We start from the raw sequence: 17,651 nt of genomic DNA, 5'->3' as shown, positions 1-17,651 counted from the left end.
AGCTTTCTTTCAGCTTGTTTTAGTAAAATAATTTTTATTTGCTAGAAAGGTGGAGAAATATGCGCTGGCTTTTTCGTTTGATAGGGGCTTTCTTTTCTTTTGTGTGGCGTTTGTTTTGGCGCCTGGTTTGGATAGTTGTGCTTTTATGCACTCTTGCTTTTGGATTTCTTTGGTATCTGAACGGGGATTTTCAAGGAGCGCTGAAGCAAGCAGAACGGTCAGTAAAAATTGGTCAACAAAGTATCGACCAATGGGAAAAAACAGGGCAACTGCCTAAGTTGAACCAGACAGATAGCCATCAACACTCTGAAGGAAGATGGCCACAGGCTTCTGCTCGTATTTACCTGGATCCGCAAATGGATTCACGCTTTCAAAAAGCTTACTTAGAAGCGATTCAGAACTGGAATCAAACTGGTGCTTTTAACTTTGAAATTGTGACTGAGTCCAGCACGGCGGATATCTTGGCTACTGAGATGAACAACGGAAACACTCCTGTGGCAGGAGAGGCGGAAAGTCAGACCAATCTCTTAACAGGGCAATTCTTGTCTGTAACGGTGCGCCTGAATCATTATTATTTGTCCAATCCTAACTATGGCTATTCCTTTGAGCGTATTGTCCATACGGCAGAACATGAGTTGGGTCATGCGATTGGTTTGGATCATACAGATGAGAAGTCTGTGATGCAACCGGCAGGTTCCTTTTATGGTATTCAGGAAGAGGATGTTGCAAACCTTCGAAAAATATATGAGACCAATGAGTAGGGGACTATCTTTCCCTACTTTTTTGCTATAATGGAACTATGAACAACTTGATTAAATCAAAACTAGAGCTCTTGCCGACCAGCCCTGGTTGTTACATTCACAAGGATAAAAACGGCACCATTATCTATGTAGGAAAGGCTAAAAATCTGCGTAACCGCGTGAGGTCTTATTTCCGTGGAAGTCATGATACCAAAACAGAGGCTTTGGTTTCTGAAATTGTAGATTTTGAATTTATCGTTACTGAGTCCAATATTGAGGCACTTCTCCTAGAAATCAACCTGATCAAGGAAAATAAGCCTAAATACAATATCATGCTCAAGGATGACAAGTCCTATCCCTTCATTAAAATCACTAATGAGCGCTATCCTCGTTTGATTATTACCCGTCAGGTCAAAAAGGACGGAGGTCTCTATTTTGGTCCCTATCCAGATGTGGGCGCAGCCAATGAAATCAAGCGACTTTTGGATCGGATTTTCCCTTTTCGTAAGTGTACTAATCCACCGTCTAAGGTTTGTTTTTACTACCATATTGGCCAATGTATGGCCCACACCATCTGTAAGAAGGATGAGGCTTATTTCAGGTCTATGGCTCAGGAGGTTTCTGATTTCCTAAAAGGGCAGGATGACAAAATCATCGATGACCTAAAGAGTAAAATGTCAGCTGCAGCACAAAATATGGAGTTTGAACGTGCGGCGGAATACCGTGACCTGATTCAGGCTATTGGAACACTTCGAACCAAGCAACGGGTCATGGCTAAGGATCTCCAAAATCGGGATGTCTTTGGCTACTATGTGGACAAGGGATGGATGTGTGTTCAGGTTTTCTTTGTTCGTCAGGGCAAGCTTATTGAGCGGGATGTCAATCTTTTTCCCTACTACAACGATCCGGATGAGGACTTTCTAACCTATGTAGGACAATTCTATCAAGAAAAATCTCACCTAGTTCCTAATGAGGTGCTGATTCCGCAGGATATTGATGAAGAAACGGTCAGGGCCTTGGTGGATGCCAAGATTGTCAAACCCCAGCGTGGTGAGAAAAAACAACTGGTCAATTTGGCTATAAAGAATGCTCGAGTCAGCCTAGAGCAGAAGTTCAATCTGCTAGAAAAATCTGTCGAAAAGACCCAAGGAGCTATTGAAAATCTAGGACGCTTGCTCCAAATTCCGACTCCAGTTCGCATCGAGTCCTTCGATAACTCCAACATCATGGGAACTAGCCCTGTTTCGGCTATGGTGGTCTTTGTTAACGGCAAACCAAGTAAAAAAGATTACCGTAAGTATAAAATCAAGACCGTAGTCGGGCCAGACGACTATGCTAGTATGCGAGAGGTCATTCGCAGACGCTATGGTCGAGTACAGAGTGACGGTTTGACTCCTCCAGATTTGATTGTCATTGATGGGGGACAAGGTCAAGTCAATATTGCCAAGCAAGTCATCCAAGAAGAACTGGGCTTGGATATCCCCATTGCAGGTCTGCAAAAGAATGACAAGCACCAAACCCATGAATTGCTCTTTGGAGATCCACTTGAGGTGGTGGAGTTGTCTCGCAATTCTCAGGAATTTTTCCTCCTCCAACGCATCCAAGATGAGGTGCACCGCTTTGCCATTACTTTCCACCGTCAACTGCGCTCCAAAAATTCCTTTTCATCACAACTGGATGGAATTGAAGGGCTGGGGCCTAAACGCAAGCAAAATCTCATGAAGCATTTCAAGTCTCTGACAAAAATCAAGGAAGCCAGTGTGGATGAGATTGTCGAAGTTGGAGTACCTAGAGCCGTTGCAGAGGCTGTGCAGAGGAAGTTGAACCCGCAGGGAGAAGTTGAGTTGGCTCAAGTTGCGGAAGAAAGAGCAGATTATCAAACAGAAGGAGACCATCATGAACCATAAAATCGCAATTTTATCAGATATTCATGGCAATGCGACAGCCTTAGAAGCAGTGATTGCAGATGCTAAAAATCAAGGAGTCAGTGAATACTGGCTTCTGGGAGATATTTTTCTTCCTGGTCCAGGCGCAAATGACTTAGTCGCCCTGCTAAAGGACCTTCCTATCACAACCAGTGTTCGAGGCAATTGGGATGATTGTGTCCTTGAGGCCTTGGATGGTGAATATGGTTTGGAACATCCACAAGAAATCCAGTCAATGCGAATGACCCAGTTTTTGATGGAGCGAATGGATCCTGCAACGATTGTCTGGCTACGAAGCTTGCCTTTGCTGGAAAAGAAAGAAATTGACGGATTGCGCTTTTCTATCTCTCATAATTTGCCAAATAAGAACTATGGTGGTGACTTGCTAGTTGAGAATGATACAGAGAAATTTGACCAACTCCTAGATGATGAAGTTGACGTGGCAGTCTATGGTCATGTTCACAAGCAGTTGCTTCGTTATGGCAGTCAAGGGCAACAAATCATCAATCCAGGGTCGATTGGCATGCCCTATTTTAACTGGGAGGCGTTAAAAAATCACCGTGCCCAGTATGTCGTGATAGAGGTTGAAGATGGGGAATTGGTAAATATCCTATTTCGTAAAGTCGCTTATGACTATGAAGCGGAGTTAGAATTGGCAAAATCCAAGGGACTTCCCTTTATCGAAATGTATGAAGAGCTACGAAGAGAAGATAACTATCAGGGGCACAATCTAGAACTATTAGCAAGCTTAATAGAAAAGCATGGGTATGTAGAGGATGTGAAGAATTTTTTTGATTTTTTGTAAGAATTTTCTAAAATAACCAATGCAAACTAAAAAAGCGATTGGCTGGTCCAATCGTTTTTAGTCTATCTTATTGTAACTGAGATTTATCTGGGAGATAAGAACCACCTAGATAAGTATTGCTGAGTTTTTCAAGGGTTCCATCTTGGTAGAGTTCTTTGATAGCTTTATCAAATTTCTCTTTAAACTCTTTTTGGTCGCTTGAGAAAACGATATAGTTGTTGGGGCTATCGGCAGAAGGTAAATCAACGACTGAGAGGTCTAAGCCACGGTCCTTGATAATCTTTTGAACGGATACCTTGTCAAAAACTAGGAAATCAAACTCTCCGTTAGAGAGGTCTAGGATTCGTTTACCGATATCTTCTCCAGAAAAATCAATTGTAGCGGGATTGTCGGTGTGTTTTTGATTCCAGTTATTGATAAATTGAGCGTTAGAAGTTCCAGTATCCTCTTGTGTTGTTTTGCCAGCTATTTGGTCAAGTGAAGTCAGAGGATTTTTCTTGTTGCTGACGAGGACGAGAGGATTATTCGAAATTGGAAGTGAGTAAAGGTATTTTTCAGCACGCTCTTTTGTGTAACTCAAGTTATTAGCTGCTGCTTGATAGTGACCAGAATCAAGTCCTGGGAAGATACTCTCCCAGGCAGTTCTTTGGAATTGAATCTTGTAGTCGCTGAGTTTTTCATCCACTGCTTTTAGAACTTCGATATCGAAGCCTGTCAGATTGCCCTTGTCTTCATAGTCAAATGGTGGCACATCACCAGCTGTAGCAACGATGATTGTCTTTTGAGAGCTGGTCTCTTTAGGTGTAGCTTGATTTCCACAGGCAACCAAAAATGGTAGGATAGCTAGTAATAGGCTAAATTTTTTCATAATGTCTCCATTCAAATGTAAAGTTATCTGCTAGTTTATCAGAAACGTTCCTGATGAACCAATATATATTTTTTATGGCTGTAATAAAAAATCTTAATCATGAAAAATCCCTGCAAGCTCTTTCAAAATATGGTAAAATGGAAGCAGTAGAATTAGAAAAGGAAATCGATTATGAAATTTCTTGAATTAAATAAAAAACGTCATGCGACCAAGCAGTTCACTGATAAACCTGTTGATCCTAAAGATGTTCGTACGGCTATCGAAATCGCAACCTTGGCACCAAGTGCCCACAACAGCCAGCCTTGGAAATTTGTGGTGGTACGTGAGAAAAATGCCGAACTGGCAAAATTGGCTTACGGTTCCAACTTTGAACAGGTATCATCAGCGCCTGTAACCATTGCCTTGTTTACAGATACAGACCTGGCTAAACGTGCTCGTAAGATTGCCCGAGTTGGCGGTGCTAACAATTTCTCAGAAGAACAACTTCAATATTTCATGAAGAATTAACCTGCGGAATTTGCCCGTTACAATGAACAACAAGTAAGTGACTACTTAGCACTCAATGCAGGTTTGGTTGCTATGAACTTGGTTCTGGCTCTTACAGACCAAGGAATCGGATCAAATCTGATCCTTGGATTTGACAAATCAAAAGTCAATGAGGTTTTAGAAATCGAAGACCGTTTCCGCCCAGAACTCTTGATTACAGTAGGTTACACAGACGAGAAATTGGAACCAAGCTATCGCTTGCCAGTAGATGAAATCATCGAGAAAAGATAGAAAGAAGAAAAAAATGACAGCAATTGATTTTACAGCAGAAGTAGAAAAACGCAAAGAAGACCTCTTGGCTGACTTGTTTAGCCTTTTGGAAATCAACTCAGAACGTGATGACAGCAAGGTTGATGCTGAACATCCATTTGGACCTGGGCCGGTAAAAGCCTTGGAAAAATTCCTTGAAATCGCAGATCGTGATGGCTATCCAACTAAGAATGTCGATAACTATGCAGGACATTTTGAGTTTGGTGATGGAGAAGAAGTTCTCGGAATCTTTGCCCACATGGACGTGGTGCCTGCTGGTAGCGGTTGGGACACAGATCCTTACACACCGACTATCAAAGACGGTCGCCTTTATGCGCGTGGAGCTTCTGATGATAAGGGACCTACAACAGCTTGTTACTATGGCTTGAAAATCATCAAAGAATTGGGCCTTCCAACTTCTAAGAAAGTTCGTTTCATCGTTGGAACAGATGAAGAATCAGGTTGGGCAGACATGGACTACTATTTCGAGCACGTAGGACTTGCGAAACCAGACTTCGGTTTCTCTCCAGATGCTGAATTCCCTATCATCAATGGTGAAAAAGGAAATATCACGGAATACCTTCACTTTGCAGGTGAAAATGTAGGTGCTGCCCGTCTTCACAGCTTCACAGGTGGTTTACGTGAAAACATGGTGCCTGAATCAGCAACAGCGGTTGTTTCAGGTGATTTGACTGACTTGCAAGGGAAACTAGATGCCTTTGTTGCAGAACACAAACTTAGAGGAGAACTACAAGAAGAAGCTGGCCAATACAAGGTGACGATCATTGGTAAATCAGCCCACGGTGCTATGCCTGCTTCAGGTGTCAATGGTGCGACTTACCTAGCCCTCTTCCTTAGCCAGTTTGACTTTGCAGGACCTGCAAGAGATTACCTTGACATCGCTGGTAAGATTCTCTTGAACGACCATGAAGGTGAAAGTCTCAAGATTGCTCATGTGGATGAAAAGATGGGTGCCCTTTCTATGAATGCTGGTGTCTTCCGATTTGATGAAACAAGTGCTGATAATACCATTGCCCTTAATATCCGCTATCCAAAAGGAACAAGTCCAGAACAAATCAAGTCAATCCTTGAAAACTTGCCAGTTGCTTCTGTTAGCCTTTCTGAGCACGGTCATACCCCTCACTATGTGCCAATGGAAGATCCACTTGTGCAAACCTTGTTGAATGTTTATGAAAAACAAACTGGTCTTAAAGGTCATGAGCAAGTCATTGGTGGTGGAACCTTTGGTCGCTTGCTAGAACGAGGTGTTGCCTACGGTGCCATGTTCCCAGACTCTATTGACACCATGCACCAAGCCAATGAATTTATCGCCTTGGACGATCTCTTCCGAGCAGCAGCAATCTATGCCGAAGCTATTTACGAATTGATCAAATAAAACGATAGAAGTCTGAGATCTTATGCTTGGACTTCTTTTTGGAGGGAAAGTAGATGTCTCAAATCGAAAGAATCAAACAGGCTATCATGGCGGATCCGCAGAATGTCAGCTATACAGAGCGTGGCATTGAGCCTCTCTTTGCAGCGCCAAAAACTGCTCGCATCAATATCATCGGTCAGGCACCTGGACTTAAAACGCAGGAGGCAGGCCTTTACTGGAAGGATAAGAGTGGTGACCGCTTGCGGGACTGGCTAGGTGTGGATGAAGATACCTTTTACAATTCAGGTTATTTTGCTGTTCTGCCTATGGATTTCTACTTTCCAGGGCATGGAAAATCAGGTGATCTGCCACCGAGAACTGGCTTTGCAGAAAAATGGCATCCACAGCTCTTGCAAGAATTACCAGATATTCAATTGACCCTCTTGATTGGCCAATATGCCCAAGCCTATTATTTGCAGGAGAAAGTCAGTGGCAAGGTGACAGAACGGGTAAAACATTACCAGAACTACTTGCCAACCTATTTTCCATTAGTTCACCCCTCACCGCGAAATCAAATCTGGATGGCCAAAAATTCTTGGTTTGAGTCAGAAGTGGTGCCAGATTTGAAAAAAAGAATTAAAACCATTTTATAGTCAATGAAAATCAAAGAGCAAACTAGGAAGCTAGCCGCAGGCTGCTCAAAACACTGTTTTGAGGTTGTGGATAGAACTGACGAAGTCAGCTCAAAACACAGTTTTGAGGTTGTGGATAGAACTGACGAAGTCAGTAACCATACGCACGGTAAGGCGACGCTGACGTGGTTTGAAGAGATTTTCGAAGAGTATTAGGAGAAAAAGAATGAAAGAAATAGCCTTTGACGCATTTTACCAGCTTTACCAAAACGACCAACTTTCTCTAGTGGACGTGAGAGAAGTAGATGAGTATGAAGCTCTTCATTTAGAAGGCGCTCACAACCTGCCACTTAGTCAATTGGCTGATACCTATGATCAGTTGGACAAAGATCGCTTGCATTATATTATTTGTAAATCTGGGATGAGATCGGCGCGCGCTTGCCAATTCTTATCAGAACAAGGTTATGAGGTTATCAATGTACAAGGTGGCATGATGGCCTTTGAAGAACTTTAATACTCAATGAAAATCAAAGAGCAAACTAGGAAACTAGCCGCAGGCTGTACTTGAGTACGGCAAGGTGAAGCTGACGTGGTTTGAATTTGATTTTCGAAGAGTATAAACATTAGAATTTTCTCCTACTTGGCATGGACTGGGTAGGGGATTTTATTTTTAGACAATTCTCATTTTTAAGAATCTTGAAAACATTCAATATTTACTTCGTGAAGCTTTTTTCATACTCCTATTCATGATATACTAGGTCAGTATTTTATAAATATGAAGGAGATTTTCATGGCTAAAAAAGGTGCCTTAACAGGTTTGCTCCTGTTTGGAATATTTTTTGGTGCGGGGAACTTGATTTTTCCGCCTTCTCTAGGTGCTCTATCTGGAGAACATTTTCTTCCTGCCATCGCAGGTTTTGTATTTTCAGGCGTCGGTATCGCCGTCTTGACCCTTATTATTGGAACGCTAAATCCTAAAGGATATATTTACGAGATTTCAACAAAGATAGCGCCTTGGTTTGCGACTCTTTACCTCTCAGTTCTTTACTTGTCAATCGGTCCATTCTTTGCTATCCCACGTACAGCTACAACAGCTTACGAAGTAGGGATTAGCCCTCTTTTGTCGGATGCAAATAAAGGACTTGGCTTGATTGTCTTTACGGTTCTTTACTTTGCAGCAGCGTATCTAATTTCGCTCAATCCATCAAAAATCTTAGACCGTATCGGCCGTATTTTAACGCCAGTCTTTGCGATTTTGATTGTTATCTTGGTTGTTCTGGGAGCTTTCAAATACGGTGGAACAAGTCCTCAAGCTGCTTCAGCTGCTTATCAAGCTTCTGCCTTTGGTACAGGTTTCCTAGAAGGATATAATACCTTGGATGCTCTTGCCTCAGTTGCCTTCAGTGTAATCGCAGTTCAAACCTTGAAACAACTTGGCTTCTCAAGTAAGAAAGAATACATTTCAACTATTTGGGTGGTTGGTATCGTTGTTGCCCTTGCCTTCAGTGCTCTTTACATCGGTTTAGGTTTCCTTGGAAATCATTTCCCAGTACCAGCTGAAGCGATGAAGGGTGGAACACCAGGTGTTTACATCTTGTCACAAGCCACTCAAGAAATCTTTGGCTCAACAGCCCAACTCTTCCTTGCAGCTATGGTTACCGTAACCTGCTTCACAACAACAGTTGGTTTGATTGTGTCAACAGCTGAGTTCTTTAATGAGCGTTTCCCACAAATCAGTTATAAGGTTTATGCGACAGCCTTTACCTTGATTGGATTTGCCATTGCTAATTTGGGTCTTGATGCGATCATCAAGTACTCAATCCCTGTACTGGTTATCTTGTACCCAATCACGATTGCTATCGTTATGATTGTCATTGTCAACAAATTTGTTGCCCTTTCAAAACCAGGTATGCAGTTGACAATTGCTGTTGTTACAGCTATTGCTATTGCAAGCGTACTAGGAAGCTCGTTTAAGGTTGAGTTTCTTGCGAATCTTGTCAACGCTCTTCCTTTTGCCAAGGCATCACTCCCATGGTTAGTACCAGCCGTTGTCGGAATCTTGCTCTCTTTGGTTCTACCAAACAAGCAAGAAAGCGATGTTTTTGAAATGGAATAATCATTAAAATCACTTTTGTAGCCAAGTCTACAGGAGTGATTTTCTTTTTTTATCCGATGATAAATGTGTTATAATAGGTAGCAAAAGAGGTGAAGAAATGAATCAAACAGTAGAGTTTCTTGCAAACCTTGTCAACACTCTTCCTTTTGCCAAGGCATCTCTCCCATGGTTAGTACCAGCTGTTGTCGGAATCTTGCTCTCTTTGGTTCTACCAAACAAGCAAGAAAGCGATGTTTTTGAAATGGAATAATCATTAAAATCACTTTTGTAGCCAAGTCTACAGGAGTGATTTTCTCTTTTATCCGATGATAAATGTGTTATAATAGGTAGCAAAAGAGGTGAAGAAATGAATCAAACAGTAGAATATATCAAAGAACTGACAGCTATCGCATCGCCAACAGGCTTCACTCGTGAGATTTCGGACTATTTAGTCAAGACTCTAGAAGGTTTTGGTTACCAGCCGGTTCGCACAGCTAAGGGTGGTGTCAATGTGACCATCAAAGGTCAAAATGATGAAGAGCATCGCTATGTGACTGCCCATGTGGATACGCTGGGGGCCATTGTCCGTGCTGTCAAACCAGACGGTCGTCTCAAACTGGATCGTATCGGTGGTTTTCCTTGGAACATGATTGAAGGAGAAAACTGTACCGTTCACGTAGCTAGCACAGGTGAAAAAGTATCAGGAACCATCCTCATCCACCAAACTTCTTGCCATGTTTACAAGGATGCAGGAACTGCAGAACGCACGCAAGACAATATGGAAGTGCGTTTGGACGCCAAAGTAACTAATGAAAAAGAAACTCGTGCCTTGGGGATTGAGGTTGGTGATTTTATCAGCTTTGACCCACGAACTGTCGTGACAGAGACAGGTTTTATCAAGTCTCGTCATTTGGATGACAAGGTCAGCGCAGCGATTTTGCTTAACCTGCTTCGTATTTATAAGGAAGAGAAGATTGAATTGCCCGTAACAACTCATTTTGCTTTTTCAGTCTTTGAAGAAGTGGGACACGGTGCAAACTCTAGCATTCCTGCTCAAGTAGTTGAATATCTGGCTGTGGACATGGGAGCCATGGGCGATGACCAGCAGACAGATGAGTACACAGTATCTATCTGTGTCAAGGATGCTTCAGGCCCTTATCACTATGACTTCCGTCAACACTTAGTTGCCTTGGCGAAAGAACAAGATATTCCATTTAAGCTGGATATCTATCCATTTTATGGATCGGACGCTTCAGCAGCCATGTCTGCTGGGGCAGAGGTCAAACACGCCCTCCTGGGCGCGGGTATCGAGTCTAGCCATTCTTATGAGCGTACTCATATTGACTCGGTTGTCGCAACAGAGCGTATGGTCGATGCTTATCTTAAGAGTGCATTGGTAGACTAATATGTGCCTCATCTGCCAACGAATTGACCTCATCAAAGCTAGAGAAAATCCCTATTTTGTCAAAGAGTTGGAAACAGGCTATCTTGTGGTTGGAGACCACCAGTATTTTGCAGGCTATAGTCTCTTTCTAGCCAAGGAACATGTCAGCGAATTGCACCATTTGAAAAAGGAGACAAGACTCCGTTTTCTAGAAGAACTGAGTGTGGTCCAAGAGGCAGTTGCTAAGGCCTTTGCTGCTGAGAAAATGAATATCGAACTGCTAGGAAATGGCGATGCCCATCTTCATTGGCATCTGTTTCCTAGACGAACAGGTGATATGAATGGTCACGGTCTCAATGGATGTGGTCCAGTCTGGTGGATTCCCTTTGAAGAAATGACCTCAGAAACCTGCCAAGCAAAACCGGATGAGATCAAGAGATTAGTCAAATGTTTATCGTCAGAAGTAGATAAACTATTAGAAATAAAGGAGTAGAAATGAAAAAAAGATACCTTGTCTTGACAGCCTTGCTAGCCTTGAGTCTAGCAGCTTGTTCACAAGAAAAATCAAAAAATGAAGATGGAGCAGCTAAGACAGAACAAACAGCCAAAGCTGATGGAACAGTCGGCAGTAAATCTCAAGGAGCTACCCAGAAAAAAGCAGAAGTGGTTAACAAAGGAGACTATTACAGCATTCAAGGGAAATACGATGAAATCATCGTAGCCAATAAACACTATCCATTGTCGAAAGACTACAATCCAGGGGAAAATCCAACAGCCAAGGCTGAGTTGGTCAAGCTCATCAAAGCTATGCAAGAGGCAGGTTTCCCCATTAGCGACCATTACAGTGGTTTTAGAAGTTATGAAACTCAGACCAAGCTCTATCAAGATTATGTCAATCAAGATGGGAAAGAAGCTGCCGACCGTTATTCTGCTCGACCTGGCTATAGCGAGCACCAGACAGGCTTGGCTTTTGATGTGATTGGGACAAATGGTGGTTTGGTGACAGAAGAAAAAGCGGCCCAATGGCTCTTGGATCATGCGGCTGATTATGGTTTTGTTGTCCGTTATCTCAAAGGCAAGGAAAAGGAAACAGGCTATATGGCTGAGGAATGGCACCTTCGTTATGTCGGAAAAGAAGCAAAAGAAATTGCTGAGAGTGGTCTCAGTTTGGAAGAATACTATGGATTTGAAGGTGGAGATTACGTCGATTAATACTCTTCGAAAATCTCTTCAAACCATATCAGCGTCGCCTTATCGTGCGTATGTTACTGACTTCGTCAGTTTTATCTGCAACCTCAAAGCTGTACTTTGAGTAGCCTGCGGCTAGCTTCCTAGTTTACTCTTTGATTTTCATTGAGTATAAAAAATAAACTTTTCTCTTGCAATTCTAGATAAATAGTGTATAATAGATGGGTATGTGAAAAGCATACTTGTGGGAGGTAAAAATCTCTAATTACCGCCAAAACCACAAAGGAGGATTTAAAAATGGCTAAAAAAGTCGAAAAACTTGTAAAATTGCAAATCCCTGCTGGTAAAGCTACACCAGCTCCACCGGTTGGACCTGCTCTTGGTCAAGCTGGTATCAACATCATGGGATTCACAAAAGAGTTCAACGCTCGTACAGCTGACCAAGCTGGTATGATCATTCCAGTTGTTATCTCAGTTTACGAAGATAAATCATTTACTTTCATCACTAAAACACCACCAGCTGCTGTTCTTTTGAAAAAAGCTGCAGGTGTTGAAAAAGGATCAGGTACACCTAACAAAACTAAAGTTGCTACAGTTACTCGTGCACAAGTACAAGAAATTGCAGAAACTAAGATGCCAGATTTGAACGCAGCAAACGTAGAGTCTGCAATGCGTATGATCGAAGGTACTGCTCGTTCTATGGGATTCACTGTTGTTGACTAATCAATAACACCCCCAATATAACCCGCAAGACTTCATCATTTCGAGGAGTGACGTGGGAGATGAAAATCGATTGAACCACTTACAAGGAGAATAGAAAATGGCTAAAAAAAGCAAACAACTTCGTGCTGCTCTTGAGAAAATCGACAGCACAAAAGCATACAGCGTAGAAGAAGCTGTAGCACTTGCAAAAGAAACAAACTTTGCAAAATTTGACGCAACTGTAGAAGTTGCTTACAACTTGAACATCGACGTTAAAAAAGCTGACCAACAAATCCGTGGAGCAATGGTATTGCCAAACGGTACTGGTAAAACTTCACGCGTTCTTGTTTTCGCACGTGGTGCAAAAGCTGAAGAAGCAAAAGCTGCTGGTGCAGACTTTGTTGGTGAAGATGACCTTGTTGCTAAAATCAACGACGGTTGGTTGGACTTCGACGTAGTTATCGCAACACCTGACATGATGGCTCTTGTTGGACGTCTTGGACGTGTCCTTGGACCACGTAACTTGATGCCAAACCCTAAAACTGGTACTGTAACTATGGATGTTGCTAAAGCAGTTGAAGAGTCTAAAGGTGGTAAAATCACTTACCGTGCTGACCGTGCAGGTAACGTTCAAGCAATCATCGGTAAAGTATCATTTGAAGCTGAAAAATTGGTTGAAAACTTCAAAGCTTTCAACGAAACAATCCAAAAAGCAAAACCAGCTACAGCTAAAGGAACTTACGTAACAAACTTGACTATCACAACTACTCAAGGTGTTGGTATCAAAGTTGACGTAAACTCACTTTAATCAGTAGTTTATACAGAGAAAACGAGTACGAAAGTGCTCGTTTTTTTAGGTACGACGTCCATTCCGTTCATCTGAGGTACAACTCCTCTTTTGGGGCCATCTATTAGTGAACCTGTTAGCGATTCTCAAGTCTGACGCTGGAAATAAGAATCGGCAGAGGAAGGGATAGCGAAATCATAGCTCTACGAACAGAAAGGTGGAGGTTCGTAGAGCGGATGAAGATGAGAGTAATTCCAAAGTACAAAAATAATCGTAACCTGAATGTGTAAATGATGGGAGGAGTTGAATTCGAACTAGAGAGGTAATAATAAATTTATGCTATAGTCATGGTGGTTTGTATGCTTTTGATTCTAGTCTATCAAATAATAGATTAGAATTGTCAGATAATATCATTTTATGTTATAATGAAGAAAAAACAGAGGTGTTCAAATGTCAGAAGCAGGTCATAAGTTTTTAGCAAAACTGGGGAAAAAACGCTTACGTCCAGGTGGAAAACGTGCTACAGATTGGTTAATTGCAGAAGGAGGATTTTCAAAAGAAAAGAGAATACTAGAGGTTGCGTGTAATAGGGGAACTACAGCAATTGAGTTGGCACAGCGTTTTGGTTGTAAGATAACTGCTGTTGATATGGATGCTCAAGCCTTAGAAGTGGCTAAAAAATCTGCTGAAACGGCAGGTGTAGGTCATTTGATCAGTTTTGAAAGAGCAAATGCAATGAAACTTCCTTATGAAGATGCTAGTTTTGATATTGTTATAAACGAAGCTATGCTGACTATGCAAGCCGATCAAGCTAAGAAAAAATGTGTAATGGAATATCTAAGGGTTTTAAAACCTGGAGGTCTTTTATTGACACATGATGTGCTTCTTAAGGAAGCTAAAGAGTCTGTCAGACAGGAATTGTCACAAGCAATTCATGTAAATGTAGGTCCTTTAACTCAAGATGGTTGGGAACAGGTGATGATAGAATCAGGTTATCGTGATGTGAAAGTATTGACTGGTGAAATGACATTAATGAAATTATCGGGTATGATTTATGACGAGGGTTGGCTAGGAACCTTGAAAATTTGTGTAAATGCTTGTAAAAAGGAGAATAGAAAGCAGTTTTTAACTATGTATAAAATGTTTAATAAGAATAAACAGAAATTGGGTTTTATTGCTATGGCTAGTCATAAATCGTCAAATCGTTAGATAATCATTGAAGTTAACTTTTCCTTTTTTCTTTCTTAAAAAATATGCTATAATAGAGAGTAAAAACTTTGAAAGAAAGAAAAAGATGAATTTAAAAGATTACATTGCAACAATTGAAAATTATCCAAAGGAAGGGATTACCTTCCGTGATATTAGTCCTTTGATGGCTGATGGGAATGCTTATAGCTACGCTGTTCGTGAAATTGTTCAGTATGCTACTGACAAGAAAATCGACATGATTGTAGGTCCTGAGGCTCGTGGTTTTATCGTGGGCTGTCCAGTTGCCTTTGAGTTGGGAATTGGTTTTGCACCTGTTCGTAAACCAGGTAAATTGCCACGTGAAGTCATTTCTGCTGACTATGAAAAAGAGTACGGTGTTGATACCTTGACTATGCATGCTGATGCCATCAAGCCAGGTCAACGTGTTCTTATCGTAGATGACCTCTTGGCAACAGGTGGAACTGTTAAGGCAACTATCGAAATGATTGAAAAACTTGGTGGTGTTGTAGCAGGTTGTGCCTTCCTTGTTGAATTGGATGAATTGAACGGCCGTGAAAAAATCGGTGACTACGATTACAAGGTTCTTATGCATTATTAATCAAAAACAGTCCCTAGGGCTGTTTTCTCTACATTAGGATATAAAAATAGACTATAGCTAGTTAGAGAAAAAGTATAATTGAAAACTATATCTTCTTGCAGTATAATAAAAGGACTAAGTGTTTGAGATTTAGTTTCATACTCAATGAAAATCAAAGAGCAAACTAGGAAACTAGCCGCAGGTTGCTCAAAACACTGTTTTGAGGTTGTAGATGGAACTGACGTAGTCAGTATCCTACACATACGGCAAGGCGACGTTGACGCGGTTTGAATTTGATTTTCGAAGAGCATTATATTGTTATTATAACACTTTTTCTAAAGTTTACGATTTGCTACAATCTTTTAATTGCTTTTTCGTAACAGCTTCATAAAAATAAACTGCCTGACAAATCCTGGACAAAGGGCAACAACCATCTGAATCGCAACACTCTTGGCGTACTCTCTGTAAGAAATTTGCCCTCTCTTCAGCATGCGCTGACGAGCTTGACGATAGAGTTTGAGGTAACGCAGTCCCCCACGACGCTCAAACATTCCTGCTCCGACACGAACCTGACACAAGATTTGATCCAGATTTCCAGTCTTGGCTCCTGCAGCAATCATATTGAGCCAGAGGAGGTCATCCTCCATATAAAGGCCATCCTCATAGTTGCCTGCCTTGAGAACTATGTCCTTCTTGAACATGACTGTCATATGGTTAAAGGCACTTCTCATTCTTTGATAAGCTACAATATCTGCATGCTGGGTTGGAACACGACGGTAAGAAACAATCTCATCAGGATTGTCAATAAACTCTGCAATATGTCCACCTAATAGGTCGAGCTTGTCCTTCTCCATTAGCTGAACCTGTTTCTCAAAACGGTCTGGAACAGCTATATCATCTGTATCCATACGAGCGATGATATCGTACTGACACTGCAAAACACCCTGTCGAAGAGCCAGACCCAAACCTTGATTCTGCTCAAGAGGATAGCGTTTCACTGGAATATCAGACTCAGCTTCAAGCTGGTCTAATACTTGATAGAGCTCAGGTGTCAAAGGCCCATCCTCAACCAGAACCAATTCGCTCGGTTTCAGGGTCTGATTTTGAACACTCTCAATAGCATCCTTTAAAAATGTCGGATTTTCCTTGATATAGACCGACATCAATACGCTGATTTTTTGCTTTTCAGACACAGTTTTTCTCCAATGTATAGATTTCCTTCCACTATTTTATCATAATTTTCAAGACTTTCCCATTTTTATCTTGAAAGCCCAAAACCTTACTTGACATTATAGGGAAAAAGCCTTAAAATAAGCTGTTATTAAAATCAGCTAGAAGAGGTATTATATGAAAAAGCAATCACTCTTTTTTGTTCCAGGTATTATCCTGATTGGTGTTTCCTTGCGGACTCCTTTTACTGTTTTACCCATTATTTTGGGAGATATTTCGCAAGGGCTGGGAGTAGAAGTTAGTTCGCTTGGTGTCTTGACCAGCCTTCCTCTCCTCATGTTTACCCTCTTCTCGCTCTTTTCTACCCGACTGGCTCAGAAAATCGGCTTGGAGCATCTCTTCACCTACAGCCTTTTCTTCTTGACCATCGGTTCTCTGATTCGACTAATCAATCTGCCCCTGCTCTATCTAGGAACCTTGATGGTTGGGGCAAGTATCGCAGTCATCAATGTTCTGCTTCCTAGTCTTATCCAAGCCAATCAACCAAAGAAAATTGGTTTTCTGACCACCTTATATGTAACCTCTATGGGGATTGCGACGGCTCTGGCTTCCTATCTGGCTGTGCCTATTACACAAGCCAGTTCTTGGAAAGGACTTATCATCCTCCTCACCCTGCTCTGTCTAGCAACTTTTTTAGTATGGCTCCCAAATCACCGCTACAATCACAAACTGGCTCCGCAAACCAAACAAAAAAGCAAAACAAAGGTCATGCATAATAAACAGGTCTGGGCAGTGATTGTCTTTGCCGGTTTTCAATCCTTGCTCTTTTACACAGCTATGACCTGGCTACCTACCATGGCTATCCATGCAGGCCTATCCAGTCACGAAGCTGGCTTGCTGACCTCTATCTTCTCTCTGATTAGCATCCCTTTTTCAATGACCATCCCAAGCCTGACAACCAGCTTGTCAACTCGCAACCGTCAGCTCATGCTCACTCTGGTTTCACTAGCTGGTGTTGTCGGCATTTCCATGCTCTTTTTCCCAATCGGTCATTTCTTTTACTGGCTTGCCATCCATCTCCTCATCGGAACCGCAACCAGCGCCCTTTTCCCTTATCTCATGGTCAACTTTTCACTCAAGACAAGCGCTCCTGAAAAGACAGCCCAATTGTCCGGCCTATCTCAAACAGGAGGCTATATCCTAGCAGCCTTTGGGCCGACTCTCTTTGGTTACAGTTTTAATCTTTTTCACTCTTGGGTACCAGCTGTAGCTGCCCTCTTACTCGTCGATATCCTGATGACTGTGGCCCTCTTTACAGTGGACAGAGCTGATAAAATCCTCTAAACTTCTAGTTTTGCCTAGAAGTTTTTTATATATAAAAATTTTACACATTTTTCTT

At 41.8% G+C, this 17,651-nt stretch carries 19 protein-coding genes and 2 pseudogenes; 19 read left to right on the top strand and 2 right to left on the bottom strand.

Annotation, left to right across the window (positions count from 1 at the left end; genetic code table 11):
- The first annotated feature begins 59 nt into the window (after positions 1-59).
- The 3 genes from B7695_RS07315 to B7695_RS07305 are packed head-to-tail and all read left to right on the top strand — an operon-like array spanning position 60 to position 3,470.
- Positions 60-761: a M57 family metalloprotease gene (locus B7695_RS07315; protein WP_084890761.1), complete on the top strand. Its 702-nt coding sequence runs from the start codon at positions 60-62 to the stop codon at positions 759-761.
- 38 nt (positions 762-799) lie between these two features.
- A complete protein-coding gene (uvrC, locus tag B7695_RS07310) occupies positions 800-2,647 on the top strand; it encodes an excinuclease ABC subunit UvrC (RefSeq protein ID WP_084890759.1) in 1,848 nt (615 codons plus the stop codon).
- Positions 2,637-3,470 (top strand): metallophosphoesterase family protein, encoded by an 834-nt coding sequence (locus tag B7695_RS07305; RefSeq protein ID WP_084890757.1) that lies wholly within the window; start codon positions 2,637-2,639, stop codon positions 3,468-3,470. Before uvrC ends, B7695_RS07305 begins: the two co-directional genes overlap by 11 nt.
- A gap of 67 nt (positions 3,471-3,537) precedes the next feature.
- Here the strand turns inward: B7695_RS07305 and B7695_RS07300 are convergent, their stop codons facing one another.
- Positions 3,538-4,338 (bottom strand): amino acid ABC transporter substrate-binding protein, encoded by an 801-nt coding sequence (locus tag B7695_RS07300; RefSeq protein WP_084890755.1) that lies wholly within the window; start codon positions 4,336-4,338, stop codon positions 3,538-3,540.
- A 171-nt stretch (positions 4,339-4,509) separates the two neighbouring features.
- On the opposite strand from B7695_RS07300, the pseudogene B7695_RS07295 reads away from it, so the two are divergent.
- The 15 genes and pseudogenes from B7695_RS07295 (at position 4,510) to B7695_RS11660 (ending at position 15,373) form a co-directional block, all read left to right on the top strand.
- Positions 4,510-5,115, top strand: a pseudogene (locus B7695_RS07295) (nitroreductase family protein).
- Between the two features lie 13 nt (positions 5,116-5,128).
- Entirely contained in the window at positions 5,129-6,529 is a 1,401-nt protein-coding gene (pepV, locus tag B7695_RS07290) for a dipeptidase PepV (RefSeq protein WP_084890753.1), read from the top strand.
- Between the two features lie 53 nt (positions 6,530-6,582).
- A complete protein-coding gene (locus tag B7695_RS07285) occupies positions 6,583-7,161 on the top strand; it encodes a uracil-DNA glycosylase family protein (RefSeq protein WP_084890752.1) in 579 nt (192 codons plus the stop codon).
- A 3-nt stretch (positions 7,162-7,164) separates the two neighbouring features.
- Positions 7,165-7,356, top strand: a complete 192-nt coding sequence (locus B7695_RS11495; protein ID WP_084890750.1) for a hypothetical protein — start codon at positions 7,165-7,167, stop codon at positions 7,354-7,356.
- Between the two features lie 10 nt (positions 7,357-7,366).
- Positions 7,367-7,654 (top strand): rhodanese-like domain-containing protein, encoded by a 288-nt coding sequence (locus tag B7695_RS07275; RefSeq protein WP_084890748.1) that lies wholly within the window; start codon positions 7,367-7,369, stop codon positions 7,652-7,654.
- Positions 7,655-7,930: 276 nt separating this feature from the next.
- Positions 7,931-9,256 carry a branched-chain amino acid transport system II carrier protein gene (gene brnQ / locus B7695_RS07265; RefSeq protein ID WP_033685412.1) on the top strand — a complete coding sequence of 442 codons (1,326 nt, stop codon included), beginning with the start codon at positions 7,931-7,933 and terminating at the stop codon, positions 9,254-9,256.
- 109 nt (positions 9,257-9,365) lie between these two features.
- Positions 9,366-9,506 (top strand): annotated as a pseudogene (locus B7695_RS10880) (branched-chain amino acid transport system II carrier protein); the annotation flags it as partial.
- Between the two features lie 96 nt (positions 9,507-9,602).
- Entirely contained in the window at positions 9,603-10,640 is a 1,038-nt protein-coding gene (locus tag B7695_RS07260; RefSeq protein WP_084890746.1) for a M42 family metallopeptidase, read from the top strand.
- Between the two features lies 1 nt (position 10,641).
- Complete coding sequence (locus B7695_RS07255; protein WP_084890744.1) at positions 10,642-11,112, top strand: HIT family protein; 471 nt, start codon at positions 10,642-10,644, stop codon at positions 11,110-11,112.
- A gap of 2 nt (positions 11,113-11,114) precedes the next feature.
- The gene (gene ldcB / locus B7695_RS07250; RefSeq protein ID WP_084890742.1) at positions 11,115-11,831 is read left to right on the top strand and encodes an LD-carboxypeptidase LdcB/DacB; all 717 of its coding nucleotides are present in this window, start codon (positions 11,115-11,117) and stop codon (positions 11,829-11,831) included.
- A gap of 273 nt (positions 11,832-12,104) precedes the next feature.
- A complete protein-coding gene (gene rplK / locus B7695_RS07240; protein ID WP_001085807.1) occupies positions 12,105-12,530 on the top strand; it encodes a 50S ribosomal protein L11 in 426 nt (141 codons plus the stop codon).
- 97 nt (positions 12,531-12,627) lie between these two features.
- On the top strand, positions 12,628-13,317 hold the full coding sequence (rplA, locus tag B7695_RS07235; protein WP_001085675.1) for a 50S ribosomal protein L1: 690 nt from the start codon (positions 12,628-12,630) through the stop codon (positions 13,315-13,317).
- Positions 13,318-13,746: 429 nt separating this feature from the next.
- Positions 13,747-14,505 carry a class I SAM-dependent methyltransferase gene (locus tag B7695_RS07230; protein WP_084890740.1) on the top strand — a complete coding sequence of 253 codons (759 nt, stop codon included), beginning with the start codon at positions 13,747-13,749 and terminating at the stop codon, positions 14,503-14,505.
- A gap of 85 nt (positions 14,506-14,590) precedes the next feature.
- Positions 14,591-15,103, top strand: coding sequence for an adenine phosphoribosyltransferase (locus B7695_RS07225; RefSeq protein WP_001049318.1), 513 nt, complete (start codon positions 14,591-14,593; stop codon positions 15,101-15,103).
- Positions 15,104-15,247: 144 nt separating this feature from the next.
- On the top strand, positions 15,248-15,373 hold the full coding sequence (locus B7695_RS11660) for a hypothetical protein (protein WP_261061026.1): 126 nt from the start codon (positions 15,248-15,250) through the stop codon (positions 15,371-15,373).
- A 71-nt stretch (positions 15,374-15,444) separates the two neighbouring features.
- Here B7695_RS11660 and B7695_RS07215 read toward each other — a convergent pair whose 3' ends face one another.
- Entirely contained in the window at positions 15,445-16,275 is an 831-nt protein-coding gene (locus B7695_RS07215) for a glycosyltransferase (protein WP_084890738.1), read from the bottom strand.
- Between the two features lie 154 nt (positions 16,276-16,429).
- Here B7695_RS07215 and B7695_RS07210 point away from each other — a divergent pair, with 154 nt between their 5' ends.
- Positions 16,430-17,596, top strand: a complete 1,167-nt coding sequence (locus tag B7695_RS07210; protein WP_084890736.1) for a CynX/NimT family MFS transporter — start codon at positions 16,430-16,432, stop codon at positions 17,594-17,596.
- The last annotated feature ends 55 nt before the right edge of the window (positions 17,597-17,651 follow it).

The organism is Streptococcus mitis (assembly GCF_002096845.1).
Lineage (GTDB): Bacteria > Bacillota > Bacilli > Lactobacillales > Streptococcaceae > Streptococcus > Streptococcus mitis_A.
The sequence above is the reverse complement of the archived record's forward strand: the minus strand, read 5'-3'. Positions and strand labels throughout refer to the sequence as shown.

Bases quoted from the DNA above. Each gene is read 5' to 3' on its own strand.
- B7695_RS07315 (WP_084890761.1), top strand. From the start codon at position 60: ATGCGCTGGCTTTTTCGTTTGATAGGGGCTTTCTTTTCTTTTGTGTGG.
- uvrC (WP_084890759.1), top strand. From the start codon at position 800: ATGAACAACTTGATTAAATCAAAACTAGAGCTCTTGCCGACCAGCCCT.
- B7695_RS07305 (WP_084890757.1), top strand. From the start codon at position 2,637: ATGAACCATAAAATCGCAATTTTATCAGATATTCATGGCAATGCGACA.
- B7695_RS07300 (WP_084890755.1), bottom strand. From the start codon at position 4,338: ATGAAAAAATTTAGCCTATTACTAGCTATCCTACCATTTTTGGTTGCC.
- pepV (WP_084890753.1), top strand. From the start codon at position 5,129: ATGACAGCAATTGATTTTACAGCAGAAGTAGAAAAACGCAAAGAAGAC.
- B7695_RS07285 (WP_084890752.1), top strand. From the start codon at position 6,583: ATGTCTCAAATCGAAAGAATCAAACAGGCTATCATGGCGGATCCGCAG.
- B7695_RS11495 (WP_084890750.1), top strand. From the start codon at position 7,165: ATGAAAATCAAAGAGCAAACTAGGAAGCTAGCCGCAGGCTGCTCAAAA.
- B7695_RS07275 (WP_084890748.1), top strand. From the start codon at position 7,367: ATGAAAGAAATAGCCTTTGACGCATTTTACCAGCTTTACCAAAACGAC.
- brnQ (WP_033685412.1), top strand. From the start codon at position 7,931: ATGGCTAAAAAAGGTGCCTTAACAGGTTTGCTCCTGTTTGGAATATTT.
- B7695_RS07260 (WP_084890746.1), top strand. From the start codon at position 9,603: ATGAATCAAACAGTAGAATATATCAAAGAACTGACAGCTATCGCATCG.
- B7695_RS07255 (WP_084890744.1), top strand. From the start codon at position 10,642: ATGTGCCTCATCTGCCAACGAATTGACCTCATCAAAGCTAGAGAAAAT.
- ldcB (WP_084890742.1), top strand. From the start codon at position 11,115: ATGAAAAAAAGATACCTTGTCTTGACAGCCTTGCTAGCCTTGAGTCTA.
- rplK (WP_001085807.1), top strand. From the start codon at position 12,105: ATGGCTAAAAAAGTCGAAAAACTTGTAAAATTGCAAATCCCTGCTGGT.
- rplA (WP_001085675.1), top strand. From the start codon at position 12,628: ATGGCTAAAAAAAGCAAACAACTTCGTGCTGCTCTTGAGAAAATCGAC.
- B7695_RS07230 (WP_084890740.1), top strand. From the start codon at position 13,747: ATGTCAGAAGCAGGTCATAAGTTTTTAGCAAAACTGGGGAAAAAACGC.
- B7695_RS07225 (WP_001049318.1), top strand. From the start codon at position 14,591: ATGAATTTAAAAGATTACATTGCAACAATTGAAAATTATCCAAAGGAA.
- B7695_RS11660 (WP_261061026.1), top strand. From the start codon at position 15,248: ATGAAAATCAAAGAGCAAACTAGGAAACTAGCCGCAGGTTGCTCAAAA.
- B7695_RS07210 (WP_084890736.1), top strand. From the start codon at position 16,430: ATGAAAAAGCAATCACTCTTTTTTGTTCCAGGTATTATCCTGATTGGT.